Below are 22418 nucleotides of genomic sequence, written 5' to 3' on the forward strand. Positions count from 1 at the left end.
TGCTGCACTTTTATATATGACAAACGAATATTATTCGTCGTTATACGCAGTATTGTTGCTGTTATTCGTCGAGCGGCGGCGGCATGCGGTAGCCAAGGCGTCAGGCCGGCTCGGGCGTGGGGGCTTGCGGCTGTGGTTGGTCGCAGGTGTCGTTGATCCAGGCCCGAAGCTCGGACAGGCCGGTGCGCAAATCATTGTCGGGAAGCCGTGGGATCAGGCGTCCGAGGTGGTCCTGCAGGATACCGGCCCCCACCGCCTCGATATGCTGCGACGCGGCGACGGACTGCGGCCAGGCAGATGCAAGACCGGCGAGCCAGCGGGCGAGCGCCTTGCTGCGAGGCCCGAAGGGCGGCGCATTCCTGGCCACCTCGTGGCCAGCCACGTTGCGCAGCAGCGCCTGCAATTCGCCGAGCAGTTTCGTCATCTCCTCGGCAATTTCGCCCGCTTCGAGCTGGCCGACATAGGCGCCGCTCATTTCACCGATGTAGCAGACGGGCGAGGCGAGCTCGTTGGCGGCGTCGCGCGCGGCGGCGGCCCCGATCGGCGCGGTGTCGGCTTCGGCGAGCAGGGCGCCGATGATGTCGGCGGCGGGGCGGATCGCCGAGATGCTGCCGACGCCGGTGCCGGCGTAAAGAGCCATGGATTCGAAGTCGCCGGTCATCGAGCGCAGCGGCGAGTCGGTGCTGAACAGGTAGATCGGGCGGCCGTCCTCCTCGCCGATGACGACACGCCGATCAGGCGCGTCCGGCCCCCGCTCGCCGGCGGCCACGGCGCTCGACAGCACGCGCACCCTGGCGCCGATCGGCCAGTTGATGTGGAAGGTGTCGGTGAGCAGCGTGTCGCTGGCGGCGGCAAGCAGCAGGCGCTGCTTGTGGTATTGGTGGGCGAAGGATTCCTCGGCGGCCATCAGCGCCGTGCCGAGCACGACGCCTTCGGCGCCGAGCGCGGTGGCGGTGACGAGATCGTCGCCGCGGGCAAGGCCGCCTGCGGCCAGTACCGGGATATCGACGGCGGCGACCACGTCCGGCAGCAGCCGTGCGAGCGGGATGGTGCCGCGTACATGCCCGCCGGCCTCGCATCCCTGGGCGATGACGATTGCGGCGCCGGCGTCCCGTGCCGCCGCGGCTTCGGCGGCGGAGCCGACCTGGTAGACGACGCATATGCCGGCGTCGGTCAGCCGGCGCACCAGCGCTGCGTCGAAATCCCAGAACAGCGCCACCGCCGGCACCTCGAGCTCGAGGATGGTGTCGACCTGCTGCTCGAGCAGCAGCCGGTCGGTGGCGGCGGGAATGATGTTGACGCCGAAGCGCTCGATGCCGCGCCGGCGCACCGCCTCGACTTCGCGCCGGATCAGCGCCGGCGGCTCGCGCACCATGCCGAGAAAGCCGAAGCCGCCGGCTTCGCTGACGGCGGCGACCAGCTCCGAGCGGGCGACGCCGCCCATGCCGGCGAGCACCAATGGGTGCCGGCAGCCGAGCAGGGACAGGATGCGGCTTGGCGCACGGTCAGTCATGCGGTGCAGCTTCGTCCAGAACCTGCTTGAGCACAACCGCCTGGTTGTGGGCCTCGTCATGCGCCGAATAGAGCAGCGTTACACGATGCCTGGCGGCGAGCTGGTGGAGTTGCGCCAGCAGGTCGGCGTGGGACTGGAGCTCCGCGCGATAGCGGCGGGCAAATTCGGCGAATCGCTCGGGATCGTGCCCGAACCATTGGCGCAGGGCCGTGCTCGGGCCGATGTCCTTAAGCCAGAGATCGATCCCGGCGTCGGCCTTGCGGATGCCGCGTGGCCACAGGCGGTCGACCAGCACGCGCTGGCCATCCGCGTCGTCCGCGGGCAGGTAGATGCGCTTTATCCGAAAGCTGCCGGTCATGCTTCACCGCCACCCAAGATGCCGCAAGGCGCCAATGTAGGCAGGCGGCACCGCCGCAGGTAAGGGCAAATCGCAGGCCGCAACGTCGCAGGGCGCGGGCTGCCCTCAATAGGCGGGCTTGACGGGGAACCAGTCGGGGCGGGCCTTGTCGAGATAGGCCCCGGCGATGCCGTCGACGCGGTATTTTTCGAGCGCCGATTCGTCGACCTCGACGCCAAGGCCCGGCCCCTCGGGCACGGCGAAGCGGCCATTGGCGAGCACCGGCGGATTGGGCGAGATGTCGCCGCCGAGGTAAGCGCGCTCGGTGTCGATGGCGATGTTCATGTTGGGGATCGAGGCGGCGAGGTGGATGTAGGCGGCCTGCGACAGCGCCAGTTCGGCGCCCGAATGCAGCGTCACCGGGATACCGACGGCCTCGCAGATGGCGGCGGCCTTGACGGTCTGCCACAGCCCCCCGGCTTCGTGCGGATCGAGCAGCACCACGTCGGCGGCGGCGGCGCGGACGATGTTGCCGACATCGGTGAGCGTATAGGCGCTCTCGTCGAGGGCAATGGGCACCGGCGAAGCGGCGACCAGCGCCGCGTGGCCGGCGAGGTCGTCGAGCTCGAGCGGTTGCTCGACATAGGCAGGATCGAAGGCGCGCAGCTTTTCGAGCTGGCGCTTGGCAGTGGGAACGGTCCAGGCGCCGTTGACGTCGAGGCGGAGCGGCTTGTCGCCGATCACCTGCCGTGCGGTTTCGGCGAGGCCGATGTCGGAGGGCTCATCGAAGCCGATCTTGACCTTGAAGGTGGTGTAGCCGAGGTCGAGGAAACGCTTGAGCCGCTCGGCCAGGCCCTGGCGGTCGTTGGTGAACAGGTAGGCGGAGGCCTCGACCTCCCGGCGCCAGCGGCCGCCCCACAGGGCGTGGAGCGGCAGGCCGGCCTTTTTACCCAGCGCGTCCCACATCGCCATCTCGAGCGCGGCGATGGCCATCACGGCGGCGCGCTTGTGGTGGTAGTAGCCGGCACCCAGCACATGCCTGTGGAAACGTTCGGCGTCGGCCACGTCGTAGCCGACGGCGAGGGGCGCGACGATGTCGGCGAATACCGCCGGCACTGCGGCGATCAGCGAAATCGTCTCGCCCCAGCCGCTAATCCCTTGATCCGTCTCGATTTTACAGATCAGCCGGGTGGTGCCGATGCGCCGCCCGGATCCCCACAGGATATCCTCGGTGAAGGGCATCCGGACCAGCATGTGGTCGACCCTGGTGATGCGCACGAAACTCTCCCTGTTGACTTGGAACTCAGTTCCAAGATACAGCACAGGCCGTCGCAAGGCACAAGCTCCCGCGCAAGGGGGCGGCCGGCAGGGATGGGGAATGGCGCGCACGCAGCTCAAATCGGAGGAGTCTGAGGCCGAGCTGGGCGGGATTCCGGGCGTACAAGCGCTCACCCGCGGGATCCAGATCCTCGAAGAGGTTGCCTCGACGGCGCGTGGCTTGCGCTTCACCGAGCTTTTGGAGCGCACCGGCATGCCGAAAGGCACGCTGCACCGCATGCTGCAGGCGCTGACCGAGGAACGGCTGCTCAATCTCGACGCGCGCGACCAGACGTACCGGCTGGCGTCCCGGGTGTTCCAGTGGGCGCACAAGGTGTGGGACGAATTCGATCTGCGCGGCGCCGCCGAGCCCGAGCTGGTGCGCCTGCGCGACCTGACCGGCGAGACCATCCGGCTGGGCGTGCTCGAGGATGACAGCGTCCTCTATGTCGACCAGCGCGAGGTGCCGCAGCCGCTCCGGCTCAACAATGGCGTCGGCAGCAAGGTCGACGCCTATGCCAGCGGGCTGGGCAAGGCGATCCTCGCGCATCTGAGCCTGGAGCGCCGCCGGGCGCTGCTCAGCGCGGTGGAGTTCGAGCGGCTCACGCCGAACACCATCGTCAATCGCGACGAGCTGATCCACCAGCTCGATTTGACCAAGGCGCGCGGCTACGCGATTTCGGTCGACGAGCAGAATGTCGGCATCTCGTCGGTGGCGGCGCCGGTGCTCAACCATCGCGGCGAGCCGATCGGCGCCATCGGCATCATCGGGCCGTCGTTCCGGCTGCCGGTCGACCGGCTGCACGCGCTCGGCCGCGACGTGATCGAGGCGGCACGACGCATTTCGGGCAATATCGGAGAGTTCGCCATGTCCATCGCCGTGCAACCGCGGCCGCTCGGTCCCGACCGGGCCGACGTGCATTGCGCGATTCCGGCGAGCGCGTTCCTCGGCGAGGGGCCGCACTGGTCGGCGGCGGACGGCAAGCTGTATTTCGTCGACATCCTGGCGCCTGCCGTGTGCATCGGCGATCCGGTCGCGGGCACCTATCGGGCGCTGCCGCTGCCGGAGCTGATCGGCTTCGTCATTCCGCGCCGGCGCGGCGGGTTCGTCGCGGCCATGCATGGCGAGATCCGCGGCCTCGATCTCGCGAGCGGCGACATCACCACCATTGTTCGCCCCGAGGCGGACCGGCCGGGCAACCGCTTCAACGACGGCAAATGCGATCGCGCGGGGCGGCTGTGGGCGGGGACGCTCGCCATCGACACGGCGCCCGATCGCGGGCGGCTGTGGCGCATCGATACCGACGGCCGGGCGATGGAGATGGACCGCGGCTTCCACGTCGCCAACGGCCTCGGCTGGAGCCCGGACGACAAGACCTTCTATTTCACCGACACGCAGAAGCAGGTGGTCTACGCCTACGATTTCGATCTTGCCTCCGGCGAGATCGCCAACCGGCGGCCGTTCATCACCGTGCCGGAGGGCGAGGGCAAGCCGGACGGCATGACCGTCGACGCCCAGGGCTTCCTGTGGGTGGCGCATTGGGACGGCTGGTGCGTCACGCGCTACGACCCGCAGGGCAAGGTGGACCGCGTCATCAACCTGCCGGTGCCGCGACCGACGAGCTGCGTGTTCGGCGGGCCGGACATGCAGACGCTGTTCGTCACCTCGGCCCGCATCCGCCTCTCGGCGGGGCAACTGGCGGAGGCACCGTTGTCGGGGAGCGTGTTTGCGATCGATACGGGCATCAAGGGGTTGCCCGAGAACGTGTATGGAGGCTAGCGCACTTGTCCCGGCTCGAGCTCAAGGATGTTCGCAAGAGTTTCGGCACCACGGAGGTGCTGAAGGGCATCGACCTGACGGTCGAGGATGGCGAGTTCGTCGCTTTCGTCGGGCCGTCGGGATGCGGCAAGTCCACGCTGCTGCGGCTGATCTGCGGGCTCGACGAGATCACCGCGGGGCAGATGGCGATCGACCGCGAGATCGTCAACGACGTGCCGCCGGCCAAGCGCGGCATCGCCATGGTGTTCCAGTCCTATGCGCTCTATCCGCATATGAGCGTGGCGCAGAACATGGGCTACGCGCTCAGGCTCGCCGGCACGCCCAAGGCCGAGATCGAGCAGCGGGTGCTGGCGGCGGCCAAGGTGCTGCGCATCGCCGACTATCTCGAGCGCAAGCCGCGGCAGCTTTCGGGCGGACAGCGGCAGCGCGTCGCCATCGGCCGCGCCATCGTGCGCGAGCCGCGCATCTTCCTGTTCGACGAGCCGCTCAGCAACCTCGATGCGGCGTTGCGCGTCGAGATGCGCATCGAGATCGCCCGCATGAAGGAGCGGCTCGGCACGACGATGATCTATGTGACGCACGACCAGATCGAGGCGATGACGCTCGCCGACAAGATCGTGGTGCTGAACGCCGGACGGGTGGAGCAGGTGGGCTCGCCGCTCGAGCTCTACAATGCGCCGGTCAACCGGTTCGTCGCCGGCTTCATCGGCTCGCCGAAGATGAATTTCCTGACCCTGGGCGCGCGCCACGGCGACAGCTACGCGCTGCCGGGCGGCGAGATCGCGCTGCGCGCCGGCCTCGAGGGCGCGACGACGATCGGGGTGCGGCCGGAGCATCTGGAAATCGTCGAGGCGGGCCGCAGCGGCACGCTCGGCGGCACGCTGACGATGACCGAACATCTGGGCAGCGACACCTACGCCTATGTGGCGTTGCCGGGGACCGAGGATTTGCTGGTGGTGCGCCTTTCGGGCGAACGGGCGCTCAAGACCAACCAGAAGGTGGGCGTGGCGCTCGACCCGGGCATGGCCCATGTGTTCGCCGCGGACGGCACCATGCTCGCATCGGCCCGTCCCGTGGCGCTGGAGGCGGCATGACCATGCACGCCGAACTGATCCCCAAGGTCGCAGTCGAGGTGGCGCGCTATCCGAGCCTCGCGGGCAAGAGCGTGATCGTCACCGGCGGCGGTTCGGGGATCGGCGCGGGCCTCGTCGAGCATTTCTGCGCGCAGGGATGCAAGGTCGGCTTCATCGAGCTCAGCGCCGATTATGCGAAGGCGACGGCCGAGGCGGTCGATCAAGCGACCGGCCATCGTCCCGAGACCGAAGTGGCCGATCTGCGCGACATCGAGGCGCTGCACGCGGCGCTCGACCGGCTGCAGCAGCGCGTCGGACCCGCCCGCGTGCTCGTCAACAATGCCGGCAATGACGACCGGCGGCCGCTCGAAGAGGTGACGCCAGACTATTGGGACGAGCGCATGGCGACCAATCTCAGGCACCAGTTCTTCGCGGTGCAGGCGGTGGCGCCGGGGATGGCGAAGGCCGGCGGCGGCGCCATCATCAATATGGGCTCGATCTCGTGGATGCGCGGGGCGGCGGGGCTCATCTTCTACACCACCGCCAAGTCGGCGGTGATGGGGATGACCAAGTCGCTGGCGCGCGAATTGGGCGAACGCAACATCCGCGTCAATTCCATCGCGCCGGGCTGGGTGCTGACCGAGCGCCAGGTCGAACGCGCCAAGCGCATCTACCAGGGCAAGTTCGCCGAATATCTGGAGGCGCAATGCCTCAAGGAACATCTGTTGCCGGGCGACATCGCCCGCATGGCGCTGTTCCTCGCCGCCGACGATTCACGCCTCATCACCGGACAGACCTTCATCGTGGATGGAGGCGTCGTCTAAGCAATACCGCGACGCCCATAGGGGGCTTTGCGGGTTTTCGACCACTTGAAACCGAGTTCCAAGGGAGGACTGAAGTGAAGCACGTAAAAGGACTGATGGGGACCGCGCTGGCGGTTGCCATGCTGGGCATCGGCGCCGCGCAGGCGGCCGATGTGAGCTGGATGGGCTACAGCTATGCCGAGGAATCGGCCAAGCCGTCGGTCGACAAGATCATCGCCGGGTTCACGTCCAAGACCGGCAAGACGGTCGAGCCGATCGCCTCGGCGTTCGGCGATCTGCAGAAGAACCTGCTGCTGCGCGTGCGCTCGCACACGCAGCCCGACGTGGTGCAGATCTCGGAGCGCTGGCTGCCGTCGTTCGCCAGCCTGCCGGGCCTGGTCGACTACAACACGGTGTTCGGCGCCGACAATCTCGCCAAGATCTACGCCCCCGAGGCGCTGGCGATGGGGCAGGTCGACGGCAAGCAATTGGCGCTACCGCTGATGTCGGGCTCGATCGGCATGGTCGCCAACAACGCCGTGCTGCAGCAGGCGGGGATCACCGAGATGCCCAAGACCACCGACGAGTTCAAGAAGGACCTGATCGCCATCCGCGACAAGGTGCCGAACTCGGTGCCCTATGCGATGGCGACCAAGAACAATTCCGACATCCTGGTCGACTTCCAGACCTGGGAATATGCGTTCGGCGCCGACATCATCGACGCCAACGGCAAGGTGGTGGTGGACAGCGACGCCAGCAAGAAGGCGCTGGGCTTCCTCGTCGACCTGATGAAGGAGCGGCTGATCGCGCCCGAGATCGGGCGTCCCGACGCACGCCGCCTCGTCGGCCAGAGCGCCGCGGCGTTCTATCTCGATGCGCCGCAGTCGCGCACGTTCCTGCGCAGCTTCTCGGGCAAGGGCAAGGATTTCGACGTCAACATCAAGCCGATGCAGGTGCCGGTGGCCAATGCCGGGCAGGAGCCGACCTCGATCCAGTGGGCGCATCTGATCATCGCCTTCCAGCAGAGCAACCCGCCGACCAAGGACGACGCCAACATGCAGTTCGTGGCCTGGCTGGGTGACGATGCGGTGGAGACGCAGTTCCCGGTGGAACAGAGCGCGCTGCCGGGCACCATCTCGGCGCGGGCCAATCCGATCGTCGCCGACGACGCCTATCTCAGCGCCTGGGCCAAGAACAACACCAATCCCAAGCGCAACGAAGTGGGCATCTGGAGCAACAGCGGCGAGCTGACCGACATCCTCGCCGAGGAAGTGCAGGCGGCGCTGCTCGGGCAGAAGTCGGCCGACGATGCGATCACCTCGATGGGCGCGCGCATGAAAGAGTCGATGATCAAGGCCGGTCACGCGCAGTAAGCAAAGCAGGGCGTCCGGGACCTCCGGACGCCTATCCTTCGGATACACGACATGAGCAGCGACACCGCCGGCCCCGTACCGACCCGCATCGAAGACTATCCGGTCTCGCGCCACGCCCGCCGCGGCGGGCTGCAGGCCGTGCAGCGCCGGATCGGCCTGTTGATGCTGGCGCCGGCGGCGATCGCCTTCGCCGTGGTCATTCTCTATCCCTTCGGGCAGGCGCTGGCGCTGTCGCTGTTCGAGGACACGCTGCAATCGATCACGCCGACCTTCATCGGCCTGCGCAATTTCGAGCAGGTGCTGACCGATCCGGAAGTGTGGGGCTCGTTCGGCACGACGGTGATCTATGTGGGCTGCTCGACCCTGGGCACGCTGGTGCTCGGGCTCGGCTGGGCGCTGCTGCTCAACCAGAAATTCCGCGGCCGCGGCGTGATCCGGGCGCTGACGCTGATGCCGTGGGTGGTGCCGAGCACGGTGAGCGCCTTCATCTGGGCCTGGATCTTCAATTCTCGCTTCGGGCTGATCAACGGGCTGCTGCTCGAGCTGCACCTGATCCAGGTGCCGCAGGCGTGGCTGTCGACGCCGGAGGGGGCGATGCTGGCGGTGATCCTGACGCGCGTCTGGCGCTCGATCCCGTTGTTCATGGCGTTCTTCCTCGCCGGACTGCAGAACGTCGACACCGAGCAGCTCGATGCGGCGCGGGTCGACGGCGCCGGCAATTTCGCCATCCTGCGCGACCACGTGCTGCCGCATTTGCGGCCGGTGCTGATCGTGGTGGTGGTGCTGGGCGTGATCGGCGGGCTGCAGGATTTCGACACCATCTACGCGCTCACGGGCGGCGGGCCGGTGCGCGCCACGGCGGTGCTGTCGGTCGAGGTCTACCGCAAGGCGTTCGAGCAATGGGATGTAGGCATGGCCTCGGCCATCGGCGTGCTGTGGGTGGCGACGCTGCTGCCGCCGGCGTTCTTCTACCTGCGCCTGCTGGTGAGGCGCTGAGATGTTCGACCTTTCGAGCCGCATCTCCAAAATCGTGTTCGGCGGCCTGCTGGTGGTGATCGGGTTCTACCTGTTCTTTCCGATCTACTGGATGATCACCTCGGCGCTGAAGAACAATGCCGAGCTGTACCAGATCATCCCGACCTTCTTTCCGCACGAGATCACCTTCAGCCATTTCTGGTCGGCGATCGCCGAGAGCCGGCTGCTGGTCTATCTGGGCAACAGCCTGATCACCTCGGGCGCCAGCGCAACGATCAACACCATCCTTGCGATCTATGCCGGCTACAGCTTCGCCAAATACCGCTATGCCGGGCGGCAGCCGATCATGCTGTTCATGCTGTCGGCGCAGATGTTCCCGTTCGGGCTGCTGCTGATCAGCCTCTATCCGGTGATGACGAGCCTGGGGCTGCTCGACACGCGGCCGGGGCTGATCCTCAGCTACATCGTGTTCGCGTTGCCGGTGGCGACCTACATGCTCTACAGCTATTTCAGCCAGGTGCCGGACGAGCTGATCGATGCGGCGCGGGCCGACGGGGCGTCGGACCTCAGGATCTTCCACACCATCGTGCTGCCGATCTCGGTGCCGCCGATCGTGACGGTGTTCCTCTATTCGTTCATGTGGAGCTGGAACGATCTGCTCTATTCGCTGACGCTGATCGTGTCGGAGGACAAGCGCACGATCGGGCCGGGCCTGCTGCTCACCTATCTCAACGAAACCAACGCAGACTGGGGCGGCGCGATGGCCGCTTCACTGCTCGTGTCCCTTCCCATCGTGATCGCTTTCATGTTCCTGCAGCGCTATTTCATCCAGGGCGTGACCGCCGGGGCCGTCAAATGACCCCGACGCTCGCCGGTTCGTTCCCCGTATTGCCGACGCCGTTCCGCGACGACGGCAGCATCGACGAAGACGATTTCGTCGCCGTCATCGATTTCGCCATCAAGGCCGGTTCGGACGGCGTCGTCTATCCGGGCGTCGCCAGCGAGGTGGAAACACTGAGCGCGGCGGAGCGCACGCGGCAGGTGCGGCTGCTCGCCGACCGGATCGGCGGGCGCATCCCCATCATCGTGGGGGCGAGCGACCCCGATCCGGCGCAGGCGCGCCGGCACATCGCGCTCGCGGCGGAGATCGGCGCGGCGGCGGCGATGGTGATCGCGCCGTTCGCGCTGGGCAACGACGTGGCCCAGCAGACGGCGTATTTCACCGAGGTCGCGGCCGGGGCCAATGTGCCGATCATGCTGCAGAACCAGCCCAAGCCGGTGGGCGCCGGGCTGACGCCGGAAGAGGCGGCGGCGGTGGCCAATGCGGTGCCGGCGATCCAGTACGTGAAGGAAGAAACGCCCCCCTGCGGGCAGCATCTGACGCGCATGCGGGCGGTGCTCGACGACAGCGTCAAGGGCATCTTCGGGGGGGCAGGCGGGCGCTACATCATGGACGAGATGGCGCGCGGCGCGGCCGGGACGATGCCGGCCGCGGAGCTCGCCGACATCCATGCGGCGCTGGTGCATGCGTTTCAGGCGGGGCATGTCGAGACGGCGCGCCGGCTCTATTCGGCGTCGCTGCCGCTGCTCAACTTCCAGGCGGTGTTCCGCATGCACATGACCAAGGAGGTGCTGCGGCGGCGGGGCGTGCTGAAGCACGTTTTCGTGCGGGCGAAGGGGCCGAAATTCGACGCCGGCGACCGGCGCGAGCTTGATCAGCTGCTGGCCGAGGCGCAGCTTCCCTACATGCTCAACGCGCCGGTGTGAGATGGCCAATGTCGTCGACAGTATCGCCAAGGTCGAGACGTTCATCATCTCGATCCCGCGCGAGGTGCCGTATCTGGGGCCGCTGAAGCCGGGCGAGGCGATCAACGCGCGCGGCTACCTGGTGCGCAAGGGCAACCGCACGATCTATCCCTCGACCGACATGACGCTGCTCATCAAGGTCACGGGCGAGAGCGGCAAGGTCGGCTGGGGCGAATGCTACGGCATCGTTGCGCCGGAGGCGACCAGAGCGATCGTCGACGACGTGCTGGGGCCGGTGATCGTGGGGCGCGACCCCGGCGACGTGGCGGTGATCCACGAGGATCTCTACGATCTGATGCGGGTGCGCGGCTTTTTCGGCGGATTCTATGTCGACGCGCTGGCGGGGCTCGACATCGCGCTGTGGGATTTGTTCGGCAAGGGGCTGGGGGTGCCGGTGTCGACGCTGCTCGGCGGCCGGCGGCACGCGACGATTCCGGCCTATGTGTCGGGGCTGCCCAGGGCGACGCTCAGCGAGCGGGTGGAGTTCGCCGTCGAGTGGGTGGGCAAGGGCTTTGCCGGGGTGAAGTTCGCGGCGGTGGTGTCGGACGAGGGCATCGTCGCCGAGATGGCGGCGCTGCGCGAGGCGCTGGGGCCGAAGGTCGACATCATGGTCGACCTGCACTGGAAATTCGAGGCGGCCGAGGCGATCCGGCTGATCCGCAAGCTCGAGCCGTACGACCTCTATTTCGCCGAAGCGCCGTGCGCGCCGGAGGATCTCGAGGGGCAGCTGCGGGTGGCGCAGGGGATCGGCGTGCCGCTGGCGCTGGGCGAGGAGCTGCGCACGGTGTTCGAGTACCGGCAGCGCATCGAGCGGCGGGCGATGAGCATCGTGCAGCCGGAGATGGGCCATACCGGCATCACCGAGTTCGCGGGCATCGGCCGGATGGCGCAGGCGGCGCATATGCGGGTGATCCCGCATGCCTCGATCAGCGTCGGGCTGTTCATGGCGGCGAGCCTGCAAGTGGCGTCGACGCTGAGGGATGTGCCGTACCACGAATACCAGCACTCGATCTTCGACCGGAACCTCGAGTTTACGGGGACAGACATGTCGTGCGCGGCCGGGAATTATCTGGTGCCGACCGGGGTGGGGATCGGCGCCGAGCCGAAGGACGAGGTGTTCGCCTTCGTGCGCTAGCACGTTGAATCTACAGCGATAGTCCGTGGTTTGCGGGTGCCGGAATGGCGGCTGCGCGCGCCATCTTGCCGTCCGGCAAAATCGCCGGTATCGTTCCCGGAAAGACGTGCATAGACATGTCGATGCGGGAGGGGCGATGAAGCGGGCGGCACGGCCATTGACGATCGTCGATGTGGCGCGACTCGCAGGCGTGTCCAAGAGCACCGTGGCGCGGGCGCTGGCCGGCGACGGCGACATTTCCGAGGCGACGCGCGAGGCGGTGCTGAAGGTGGCGCGGGCGGCGGGCTATGAGCGCAACCGGCTGGCGGTCGGCATGCGCTCGGGGCGCTCGGGGCTGCTCGGGCTGGTGATCCCCGACATCGCCAATCCGTTCTGGGCCGAGGTGGCGCGCGGCGCGCAGGACCGGGCGCAGGAAGCCGGCTCGTCGCTGATGATCTTTTCGTCGGACTGGGACCACGGGCTCGAGGCGCAGCATCTGAGGACGCTGCGGCAGGCGCGGGTGGACGGCGCCATCGTCAATCCGGTGGCCGACAATTTCGACGATCTGCATCGCTTCGGGCTGCCGTTCGTGCTGATCGGCTCGAGCGCCGAGCGCTTTCCGGAGACCTCGAGCGTCGGCTCGGACATTGCCCAGGCGGTGCGGCTTGGGCTCGATCACCTTGTTTCCAAAGGACATTTCCGGCCGTGGCTGATGCTGGGACCGCGCTGGCGCATCGCCCGGGCACGGTTCCTGCGTGCCGTCACCGAGCATTGCGTCGAGCGCGACGTGGACCCCGCCAGCCTGCCGATGGAGGAGGGGGAATACACCGTGGCCGGCGGCCAGGCGGCGATGCGGCGCATCCTCGAGCGCGACCGCTCGGGGCATGTTTCCGTGTTTGCCGCCAACGACCTGATGGCGCTCGGGGCGATGATGGCGGCGCGCGAAGCGGGGCGGAACTGCCCGGACGACGTGTCGATCCTGGGGTTCGACGGGGTGCCGGCCGGGGCGTTCTCGTGGCCCGGGCTGACGACCATCGAGAAGCCGGCGCGGGCCATGGGGCGGCGGGCGGTGGAGTGCCTGTTCGACGAGCTCGCCGGCCGCGCCGACCATGGCCGGGTGTACCTGCCATGCCGGCTGGTGGAGCGGGGCTCGCTGGCCGATCGCAGCGGCCGGCCGGCCGCCGCGGCGGTGGCCGAGATGGCGGCGCAACCATGACACAGACGCAGGCTATCGCTGGTTCGCGCGCGCACGGGAACGTTCCCGGTCTGGCGGTCTCGCAGGGCGGCAATCGCGGTGGCCCGAGCGGCGGCTTCCGGCACTGGTGGCCGTTCTACGCGATGATGGCGCCGGGGCTGATCTTCTTTTTGATCTGGCACTACGTGCCGATCTGGGAGGCCAAGATGGCCTTCGAGCAGGTGCGGATCATTCCGCCCAACATATGGGTCGGGCTCAAGAACTTCCAGATGCTGTTTTCGTCGCCGGTGTTCTACCAGGTGGTGCTCAACACGCTGATCATCTCCGGCATGAAGCTGCTGTTCGTGTTCCCGGTGCCGATCGTGGTGGCGCTGTTGCTCAACGAGGTGCGCAGCAGCGGCGCGCGCAAATGGATCCAGTCGGCGATCTACCTGCCGCACTTTTTGAGCTGGGTGGTGATCGCCGGCGTGTTCATCGCGCTCCTGTCGCCGAGCGACGGGGTGGTGGGACAGATCACGCAGGCGCTTGGCTTTCCGCCGGTCAACTACATGACCAATACCGGCAGCATCCGCTGGATTCTCGTTCTATCCGAGAACTGGCGTTCGGCCGGCTGGGACAGCCTGCTCTATCTCGCGGCGATCATCGCCATCGATCCGGCGCTGTACGATGCGGCCGACATCGACGGCGCCAACCGCTGGCAGAAGATCCGCTACATCACGCTGCCGGGGATCACGCCGACCATTGCGACGCTGTTCATCCTCAACATGGGGATGTTCCTGCGGGCGGATCTCAACCAGGTCATCAACTTCCAGAACGACGTCAATTCGTCGACCATCGACATCATCGACACCTATGTCTACCGCATCGGGCTCAACACCGGCGAATATTCGCTGGCGACCGCGGCCGGCCTGTTCAAGGCGGTGCTCGGCATGGGGCTGGTGCTGATCTCGCATTTCGTCAGCAAGCGGCTGACCGGCCGGGGCTTGTGGTGATGGCCGACGAGTTCACCCAGCGCCGGGCGCGCACGCCGATGGAACGGATCGAATCGGCGCTGATCCTGTCGACGCTGCTGCTGCTGGTGGTGGTGACGGTGCAGCCGCTGCTCAACCTGCTGGCGCTGTCGCTCAGCGATCCGAGCAAGGTGGCGGGGTTCTCGGGGCTGTCGATCATTCCCGACGGGTTCTCGCCCAATGTGTGGCTGCTGTTGCTGCAGCACCCCTATGTGCAGCGCGGCATCTTCAATTCGGTGTGGATGACCGGGATGAGCGTGCTGATCGGCACCGTCGGCACGGCGCTGATGGCCTGGCCGCTGTCGCGGCGCGAGCTGCCGTTCCGGCGCACCATCTTCATTTTGGTGCTGGTCACCATCGTGTTCGAGCCGGGGATCATTCCCGACTATTTCCTGATGAAGCATCTCGGGCTGATCAACAACCAATGGTCGGTGATCCTCTACCAGGCGGTGAACGCCTGGTACCTGATCATCCTGGTGCGCTTCTTCGAGGAAATCCCCGAGGAGCTGCTGGAATCGGCGCAGCTCGACGGCGCCAGCCAGTTCCGCATCTTCTGGAGCATCGTTCTGCCGCTGGCGCGGCCGGCGCTGGCGACGATCGCGCTGTTCTACCTGGTGTTCCACTGGAACGAGTTCTTCCGGGCGATGATCTACCTCAACGACCAGAGCAAATGGCCGCTGCAGGTGGTGCTGCGGCAATTCGTGATCGGCGGCGACAAGGTGGCGATCGTGGGCGCCGACAACGCCGCCAACAATATCGGCATCGCGCAGATCAACATCCGGGCGCTGAAGGCCGGGATGATCCTGATCACCATCGTGCCGATCCTCGCGGTGTACCCGCTGATCCTGAGGTATTTCACCAAGGGGACGATGGTGGGGGCGGTGAAGGGATGAGGGGCATGGGTTTGCTGGCCGGTGGGTGTGGCCCCCACACATTTGTGATGGGAGCACCGGCGCCGGCGCGTGGGGCCGCCCCCTTCCGTCACGCTGCGCGTGCCACCTTCCCCCGCAAGCGGGAGAAGGAGTCCCGACTGCGAGATGGTGCGACGGCCCCTCACCCGCCTCGCTGCGCGAGGCACCCTCTCCCCGGAGGGGAGAGGGGAGGTGGAGAGTCTTTTTTGCGCTCTGGCCGACCGGTCCCGAGAGAAGGACCGCTCGGCCAACCGCTGGTGATGATGATGATCAACAAGCATAACAGGAGGAGAGATCCATGCTTCGTAGAACTCTGCTGATGGGGGCGACGGCGTTGTCGGTGTCGCTGGCGTTCATGGTGCCGGCGATGGCCGATCCCGTGACGCTCAGGCTGGTGAGCAAGGATTTGCTGACCAGCAACCCGGACGACGTCAAGGAGATGCAGGCCATCGAGGCCGGGCTGAAGGCCGCGGGCAGCGACATCAAGATCGAGATCGTCGACATGCCGGGCGCCGGCTATGCCGATGCGCTGGGGGTGAAGCTTCTGTCGGGCGACATTCCCGACGTCATCTACTTCCAGGGCGGCGACAAGAAGATGGCCGACCAGGGCGTGCTGGAAGACCTGACGCCGTGGATCGACAAGGAGCCCAACCTCAAGGCGGCGCTGTGGCCGCACAATGTGGAGCGGCTGAAGAACTATCCGTACCTGCTCTACATCTATCCTCCGCGCGCGCCGCAGCCGGTGATGCGCAAGGACTGGCTGGACAAGCTGGGCCTGCCGCTGCCGCAGACGGTGGACGACTACGAGAAGCTGTTCAAGGCGATCCACGACGCCGACCTCGACGGCGACGGCAAGACCGGCGACACGCTGGGGCTGACCGGCTACGCCAACACCTCCGAGCTCGACTCGATCTTCAACCAGGCGTTCGGCGTCACCGGCACCTGGATGAAGGATGCGAGCGGGCAGTGGGTCAATGCGCGCATCACCGACCAGGAGAAGGCCAAGATCGCCTACTACGCCAAGCTGGCGGCGGAGGGGCTCTACGACAAGGAATTCGTCACCAACACCTACGACGTGAAGGAAGACAAATTCTACACCGGCAAGGCCGGCGTGATCTTCGGCTCGTCGCCCGAGGTGATCGACATTTATGGCGGCAAGATGCGGCAGGCGCATCCGGGCGAGGACATTTCGCTGGTGCTGCTGCCGCTGCCCAAGGGCCCGGGCGGGCAGGGGCTGCAGGCGGTGGACGTGAGCAAGGAAGCGCGCGGCTTCGCCATCGCCTCGACCAGCCAGCACAAGGAAGAGGCGGCCAAGCTGCTCGACTTCATGGCCTCCAAGGCCGGCCAGGACATCGACCGGATGGGCTTCGAGGGCGAGCAGTACACCAAGGATGCGAGTGGCAAGGTGACCTTCACCGACAAGATCTCGACCTGGTATGCGCGCTTCTTCAACGCCGCCAACTGGACGCCGCCGACGCCGCTGCTGAGCCCGGTGGCGCAGCAGGCGCTCGACACCATCAAGGCGAACTTCACGGCGGACAACGCCTTCGTGTGGCCGGCCGACTATGCCGCCGACCTCGATGCGACCGAGAAGGTGTATCGCTCGTGGGTGGCCAAGTTCGTGACCGGCGAGGCGAGCCTGGACCAGTGGCCGCAATTCGTCGACGAGTTCAACGCCGCCGGCAACACGCACATGACTGACTATGCCAAGACGGTTCTGAAGTGATGAGCACAAACCGCATCAGCCTCCGCGCGGGGTGCTGCCACCCCCGTCCCCTCCCCGCAGGGGGGAGGGGCGCCCGACTGCACCATTCTGCCTGCGGTGCGAAGGGGAGCCGCTGATGACGGTCGACGCCGATCGCGGACGCAGCTTCACCGGCCGTGTCCGCGCCCTTGTCTACGGCGTCGCCTTCGGCGACGCTCTCGGTGCCCCGGTCGAGAAGCTCTCGGCCGGGGAGATCCGGGCGCGCTACGGGCGCGTCACCTCGCTCGACACGGCGTGGCACCGGATGAGCGGGCCGGAGGCGGCGCGCGGCGGGCGGGTGCGCGGCAACGGCATCGTCACCGACGATACGCTGATGACGCTGAGCCTGATGCAGGTCTACGCCGACACGCGCCGGCATCTCGACGCCTGGGACATGGCCGACGGCTTCGTGCGGCAGATCGCCTGGACGCCGCGCTACGTGCCGGAATTGCAGCGCGAGACGATGCTGATCGAAAGGCTGTTCTATCCGGAGAAGTGGATCTACCAGCGCCTGCAACTGGCGGGCGCCGAGCCGCGGCAGGGCGGGCTGGGCAACATGGTCAATTGCGGGGCGGCGATGTACATCGCGCCGATCGGGGCGGTGAACGCCTGCGACCCCGCTGGCGCCTATGCCGAGGCGATCGGCTTCGCCGCCGGGCACCAGCAGAGTTACGGGCTCGAGGCGGCCGGGGCGATGGCGGCGGCGGTGGCCGCGGCGTTCGCGCCGGGGGCGACGATCGAGGGCATCGTCGAGACCGTCATCGGGCTCAGCAAGGACGGCACGCGCCGGGCGATCGCGCGGATCGCCGAGGTGGCGCAGGCGGAGCGGCGGAAGGGCAGCGACCACCGCGCGGTGACCGAGGCGTTCCACGCCGCGATCGCGGAGTTTTCGCCGATGGGCGACGACCTCACCCATACGGCGGCCAAGGCCGGGCGGGTAAGCGACGCCTACCAGCCGTCGCGGCTGCACAGCATCGAGGAATTGCCGCTGGCGCTGGGCTTTGCGCTGGTCAATGACGGGGCCTTCCGCAAAAGCGTGGAGGACGGCATCAATTCGGGCCGCGACACCGATTCCATCGGCGTGATGGCGGGCGCGATCCTGGGGGCGCTGCACGGCGAGGCGGTGATGGAGGCGGCGGCGCTGCAGCGGCTCGACGACGCCAACCGGCTCGACCTCGTGGCCGAGGCCGACCGCTTCGCGGCGGTGGCCGCCGATATCCTTGCCGCCGATGCGCGCGCCGCCGCCGAGCGGCAGGCGCAGCGCGATGTGCTGTTGTCCGATCGCGCGGCGCCGCCGGCCCGCGCCGCAGAGTGAGCCATGCTGGAAACAAGAACGACATTCGACAAGATCTATGCCGGCGTGACCGCCAAGGCCATCGGGGTGCGGCTGGGGGCGCCGGTGGAGCCGACGATCTGGAGCTATGAGCGCATCCGCGACACCTATGGCGAGGTGACGGGGTATCTGCGCGAGTTCAAGAATTTCGCGGCCGACGACGACACCAACGGGCCGGTGTATTTCATCCGGGCGCTGCGCGACTACGGGCTCGGCGCGACGGCGGCGGACGTCGGGCGCACCTGGCTCAACTATGCCGCCGAAGAGCACGGCATGTATTGGTGGGGCGGGTTCGGGGTGTCGACCGAGCACACGGCGTATCTCAATCTGCGGGCCGGCATTCAAGCGCCGCGCTCGGGCTCGATGGCGCAGAACGGCAGTACGGTGGCCGAGCAGATCGGCGGGCAGATCTTCATCGACAGCTGGGGCTGGGTCAATCCGGGCAATCCGGAGCGGGCGGCGAGGATGTCGGCGATGGCGGCGAGCGTGGCGCATGACGGCGACGGGCTCAACGGCGCGCGCTTCTGTGCCGCGGCGCTGGCGCAGGCGTTCGTCGCCGGCTCGATCGAGGAGATCGTGGAGACGGCGCTGCAGCAGATAGAGCCGCGTTCCACTTACGCGCGGGTGGCGCGGGCGGTGATCGACTTCCATCGGGCGCATCCGGACGACTGGCGGGCGTGCCGCGACATGCTGGGGGCCGAATGGGGCTATGACCGCTATCCGGGCGTGTGCCACATCATCCCCAATGCCGGGGTGACGGTGATGGCCGTCGTCTATGGCCAGGGCGACATGCCGCGCACGGCGGAGATCGCGACGATGGCGGGGTGGGACACCGACTGCAATGCCGGCAATGCGGCGGCGATCGTCGGCACGTTCCAGGGCTTCGCCGAGAGCTGGGACAAGTACCGGCGGCCGATCAACGATGCGTTCGTGGCCTCGGGGGTGCTGGGTACGGTGAACGTCGTCGACATCCCGAGCTTTGCGCGCGAGCTGACGGTGCTGGCGCAGCGGCTCGACGGCGTGGCGCCGGAGCCGCTGTGGGCGGAGGATTTCGAGCGGCGCGGCGTGCGCTTCGATTTCGACGCGCCGGGGGCGACGCATGGTTTCCGCAGCGCCGGGTTCAACCAGATCGCGGTGAAGGGCTCGTCTGCGATGCCGGGGCCGGGAGTGGCGGGGAGCCTCGAAGTGCTGCTCGACCGGCTGGAGCGCGGGCAGGGCGGCCGGGTGTTCTGGAAGCCGTTCTACCGGCGCAGCGATTTCGACGACGAGCGCTACCGGCCGATGTTCACGCCGCTGGCGGACGACGGGCAAAAGGTGCGCTTCAAGCTGAGGCTCGATCCGTGGAACGGCGACGGCAATCTGCGCGTCGCGCCCTATGTGCGGCGGACGATGAGCGGGCGCATCGAAGAGACAGGCGCGTGGCAGGTGCCGTCGTCGAGCGAGTGGCAGGACTATGAGTTCACCATCCCCGACGGCGGCGGCGAGGCGGTGGACGAGATCGGCGTTCTGGTCGAGTATTTCGGGCGGCTGAAATTCCTCGGCCGGCTGTTCCTCAGCGAGTTCTCGGTGAGCGGGCCGGGGCGGGTGGTGATCGATCCGGCGGTGGAGGCGCAGGAGTGGGGCGGCATCACGCGCTTCACCTGGAACCGCGGGCACTGGACCCTCCAGGACGGAGCGATCCACGCGCACTCGGCGCGCGACGCCGATGCGTGGACGGGCAACGCCTATCTGCGCGACGTGCGGGTTGCGGCCGAGATCACGCCGCTCGCCGGGCGGTCGCATCTCGTCAGCGCGCGGGTGCAGGGGACCAGCCGGTTCTACGCCGCGGGATTCGAGGGCGACGAGGCGGTGATTTTGCGCGAGGACCACGGCACAAGCGTGCTGGCGCGGGCGAAATTCGCGCCGAAGCCGGGGCGGCGCTATCGGCTGGAGCTCGAGGTGACGGGCGAGCAGATCGTGCTGCGCATCGACGGTAAGGAGGTGCTGACGGCGCGCGACGGCGCGTTCCGCTACGGCATGGCCGGAGTGCGGATGGCGTCGGGCGGGCGCATGCAGGTGCACCGGCTCGAGATCGAGGACCGCTGATGGTGCAGCGGTTCGATCCGGCGGCGCAGGGGCCGCTCGCGGGGGTGCGGGTGGTCGATCTCAGCCGGCTGGTGGCGGGCAACATGATCAGCCTGCAGCTCGGCGATTTCGGCGCCGACGTGATCAAGGTCGAGCCGCCGCAGGGCGACCCGCTGCGCGAGTGGAAGGAAGACGGGCACTCGCTGTTCTGGACGGTGTACGGGCGCAACAAGCGCTCGATCGTGCTCAATCTGCGCGAGGCCGCCGACATGGCGGCGCTGAAAACGATGCTGGCGGCGTCGGACGTGTTCATCGAAAATTTCCGGCCGGGGACGCTGGAGGAAATGGGGCTGGCGCCGGAGCTGCTGCTTCAGGCCAACCCGCACCTCATCATCGTCCGGGTGTCGGGGTTCGGGCAGACCGGGCCCTATGCCGAGCTGCCGGGGTTCGGCACCATCGTCGAGGCGATGAGCGGCTTTGCCTATCGCACCGGCTTTCCCGACCGCGAGCCGGTGCTGCCGCCGCTGGCGCTGGCCGACATGATCGCCGGACTCTACGGCGCCTCGGCGGTGACGACGGCGCTCTACGCGCAGGAGCAGGGGCGGGCGGCGGGGCAGGTGATAGATCTGTCGCTGCTCGAGCCGATGGTGTCGGTGCTGGGGCCGGAGGCGGCGATCTACCGGGTGACGGGGCGGGTGAAGGAGCGTACCGGCAGCGCCTCCAACACGACGTCGCCGCGCAACGTCTACAAATGCCGCGACGGCAAATATGTGGCGCTGAGCGGCTCGACGCCGCAGGTGGCGCGGCGGGTGTTCGAGATCATCGGGCGGCCGGAGATGATCACCGATCCGCGCTTCGCCGACAATTCGGCGCGGGTGAAGCACCGGGCGCTGGTGGACGCGGCGGTGGGCGCCTGGTTCGCCGGGCACGACCGCGACGAGGCGCTTGCCATCATGCGCGGCTCGGGCGCGACGGTGGGGCCGGTGTATTCGGCGGCCGACGCCGAGGACGATGGGCATTTCAAGGCGCGCGGCGTGGTGGTGGAGGTCGAGGACACAACGTTCGGCAGCGTGCCGATGCACAACATCGTGCCGCGGCTGAGCGAGACGCCCGGCGTGTGGCGGCGGCCGGCGCCGCAGCTCGGCGAGCACACGCAGGACATTTTCGACGAATTCGGGATCGTGCGCTGATGTACCGCTCGCTGCTCTATGTGCCGGCGCATTCGGAGCGTTTCGTCGGCAAGGCGCATGAGCGCGGCGCCGACGCCATCATCCTCGATCTCGAGGACGCGGTGCCGGAGGCCGACAAGGATTCGGCGCGGGCAAATTTGAGCGACAGCGTGCGCCGGGTGGGGCAGGCGGGCGCGGCGGTGCTGGTGCGGATCAATGCCGGGGCGCGCGCCGCCGACGATGCGCGCGCCGCGGCGGCGGCCGGGGCGCAGGCGGTGGTGGTGGCCAAGGCCGAGCCGGCGGGGCTTCGGGCGCTGGCGCCGCTGGGGGTGGAACTGATCGCGATGCTGGAGAGTCCGGCGGCGATCCTCGAGGCGCGGGCCTGCGCGGCGCTGCCGGCGGTGATCGGGCTGATGGTCGGCGGCGAGGATCTGGCGACGGCGCTGGGGGCGCAGCCGACGCCCGAGGTGCTGCGGCTGCCCAAGCTGCTGGCGCATTACGCGGCGCGGGCGGAGGGCAAGCTCAGCTTCGGGCTGCTGCGCTCGGTGGCGGACTACAGCGATCTCGCGGCGCTGCGGGCGGCGGCGGAGGAAGCGCGGATGCACGGCTTCGACGGGGCGAGCTGCGTGCATCCGTCGGCGGTGCCGATCCTCAATGCGGCGTTCGCGCCGTCGGCGGCGGAGATCGACTGGGCGCGGCGGGTGGTGGCGGCGGCGGCGCATGCGGACGCGGCGTTCAGCCTCGACGGGCGGATGGTGGACAAGCCGGTGGTGGAGCGGGCGCGGGCGGTGCTGGGGAAGGTCGGGGGGTAGTTTTATTTTGGGCCGGTGTGTTTGGCCCCCACCCCCGGCCCCTCCCCGCAAGGGGGAGGGGGGCGATGGAGCCGCGACGGTCGTGGATG

The 22418-nt window shown here is 67.9% G+C and carries 19 protein-coding genes; 16 read left to right on the forward strand and 3 right to left on the reverse strand.

The window, feature by feature from the left end:
* Window positions 1-100 precede the first annotated feature (100 nt).
* The 3 genes from BGO82_RS01860 to BGO82_RS01870 form a co-directional block, all read right to left on the reverse strand.
* Window positions 101-1513, reverse strand: a complete 1413-nt coding sequence (locus BGO82_RS01860) for a nitronate monooxygenase (protein WP_291303843.1) — start codon at window positions 1511-1513, stop codon at window positions 101-103.
* Window positions 1506-1871 carry a DUF488 domain-containing protein gene (locus BGO82_RS01865; RefSeq protein WP_291303844.1) on the reverse strand — a complete coding sequence of 122 codons (366 nt, stop codon included), beginning with the start codon at window positions 1869-1871 and terminating at the stop codon, window positions 1506-1508. Before BGO82_RS01865 ends, BGO82_RS01860 begins: the two co-directional genes overlap by 8 nt.
* 105 nt (window positions 1872-1976) lie before the next feature.
* On the reverse strand, window positions 1977-3128 hold the full coding sequence (locus BGO82_RS01870) for a mandelate racemase/muconate lactonizing enzyme family protein (protein WP_291303845.1): 1152 nt from the start codon (window positions 3126-3128) through the stop codon (window positions 1977-1979).
* Between the two features lie 100 nt (window positions 3129-3228).
* Between BGO82_RS01870 and BGO82_RS01875 the strand changes: the two genes are divergently transcribed.
* From BGO82_RS01875 to BGO82_RS01950, 16 genes are all read left to right on the forward strand, one after another.
* On the forward strand, window positions 3229-4947 hold the full coding sequence (locus BGO82_RS01875; protein ID WP_291303846.1) for an SMP-30/gluconolactonase/LRE family protein: 1719 nt from the start codon (window positions 3229-3231) through the stop codon (window positions 4945-4947).
* A 5-nt stretch (window positions 4948-4952) separates the two neighbouring features.
* Window positions 4953-6041, forward strand: a complete 1089-nt coding sequence (gene ugpC / locus BGO82_RS01880; RefSeq protein WP_291303847.1) for a sn-glycerol-3-phosphate ABC transporter ATP-binding protein UgpC — start codon at window positions 4953-4955, stop codon at window positions 6039-6041.
* Window positions 6038-6844, forward strand: coding sequence for an SDR family oxidoreductase (locus BGO82_RS01885; protein ID WP_291303848.1), 807 nt, complete (start codon window positions 6038-6040; stop codon window positions 6842-6844). The genes ugpC and BGO82_RS01885 overlap by 4 nt, the downstream gene beginning before the upstream one ends.
* A gap of 74 nt (window positions 6845-6918) precedes the next feature.
* Window positions 6919-8196 (forward strand): extracellular solute-binding protein, encoded by a 1278-nt coding sequence (locus BGO82_RS01890; protein ID WP_291303849.1) that lies wholly within the window; start codon window positions 6919-6921, stop codon window positions 8194-8196.
* 51 nt (window positions 8197-8247) lie between these two features.
* Window positions 8248-9192, forward strand: coding sequence for a sugar ABC transporter permease (locus tag BGO82_RS01895; RefSeq protein ID WP_291303850.1), 945 nt, complete (start codon window positions 8248-8250; stop codon window positions 9190-9192).
* A gap of 1 nt (window position 9193) precedes the next feature.
* Window positions 9194-10030, forward strand: a complete 837-nt coding sequence (locus BGO82_RS01900) for a carbohydrate ABC transporter permease (RefSeq protein WP_291303851.1) — start codon at window positions 9194-9196, stop codon at window positions 10028-10030.
* Window positions 10027-10938, forward strand: coding sequence for a dihydrodipicolinate synthase family protein (locus tag BGO82_RS01905; protein WP_291303852.1), 912 nt, complete (start codon window positions 10027-10029; stop codon window positions 10936-10938). The genes BGO82_RS01900 and BGO82_RS01905 overlap by 4 nt, the downstream gene beginning before the upstream one ends.
* 1 nt (window position 10939) lies before the next feature.
* Window positions 10940-12112 (forward strand): mandelate racemase/muconate lactonizing enzyme family protein, encoded by a 1173-nt coding sequence (locus BGO82_RS01910; RefSeq protein ID WP_291303853.1) that lies wholly within the window; start codon window positions 10940-10942, stop codon window positions 12110-12112.
* Between the two features lie 136 nt (window positions 12113-12248).
* Window positions 12249-13307 carry a LacI family DNA-binding transcriptional regulator gene (locus BGO82_RS01915; protein ID WP_291303854.1) on the forward strand — a complete coding sequence of 353 codons (1059 nt, stop codon included), beginning with the start codon at window positions 12249-12251 and terminating at the stop codon, window positions 13305-13307.
* Window positions 13304-14278 carry an ABC transporter permease subunit gene (locus tag BGO82_RS01920; RefSeq protein WP_291303855.1) on the forward strand — a complete coding sequence of 325 codons (975 nt, stop codon included), beginning with the start codon at window positions 13304-13306 and terminating at the stop codon, window positions 14276-14278. The genes BGO82_RS01915 and BGO82_RS01920 overlap by 4 nt, the downstream gene beginning before the upstream one ends.
* Complete coding sequence (locus tag BGO82_RS01925; RefSeq protein WP_291303856.1) at window positions 14278-15189, forward strand: carbohydrate ABC transporter permease; 912 nt, start codon at window positions 14278-14280, stop codon at window positions 15187-15189. Before BGO82_RS01920 ends, BGO82_RS01925 begins: the two co-directional genes overlap by 1 nt.
* A 316-nt stretch (window positions 15190-15505) precedes the next feature.
* Window positions 15506-16933, forward strand: a complete 1428-nt coding sequence (locus tag BGO82_RS01930; protein ID WP_291303857.1) for an extracellular solute-binding protein — start codon at window positions 15506-15508, stop codon at window positions 16931-16933.
* A gap of 115 nt (window positions 16934-17048) precedes the next feature.
* The gene (locus BGO82_RS01935; RefSeq protein ID WP_291303858.1) at window positions 17049-18266 is read left to right on the forward strand and encodes an ADP-ribosylglycohydrolase family protein; all 1218 of its coding nucleotides are present in this window, start codon (window positions 17049-17051) and stop codon (window positions 18264-18266) included.
* A 3-nt stretch (window positions 18267-18269) separates the two neighbouring features.
* Entirely contained in the window at window positions 18270-20369 is a 2100-nt protein-coding gene (locus BGO82_RS01940; RefSeq protein ID WP_291303859.1) for an ADP-ribosylglycohydrolase family protein, read from the forward strand.
* Window positions 20369-21538, forward strand: a complete 1170-nt coding sequence (locus BGO82_RS01945) for a CoA transferase (protein WP_291303860.1) — start codon at window positions 20369-20371, stop codon at window positions 21536-21538. The genes BGO82_RS01940 and BGO82_RS01945 overlap by 1 nt, the downstream gene beginning before the upstream one ends.
* Complete coding sequence (locus tag BGO82_RS01950; RefSeq protein ID WP_291303861.1) at window positions 21538-22329, forward strand: aldolase/citrate lyase family protein; 792 nt, start codon at window positions 21538-21540, stop codon at window positions 22327-22329. Before BGO82_RS01945 ends, BGO82_RS01950 begins: the two co-directional genes overlap by 1 nt.
* The last annotated feature ends 89 nt before the right edge of the window (window positions 22330-22418 follow it).

It is taken from the genome of Devosia sp. 67-54 (assembly GCF_001899075.1).
Lineage (GTDB): Bacteria > Pseudomonadota > Alphaproteobacteria > Rhizobiales > Devosiaceae > Devosia_A.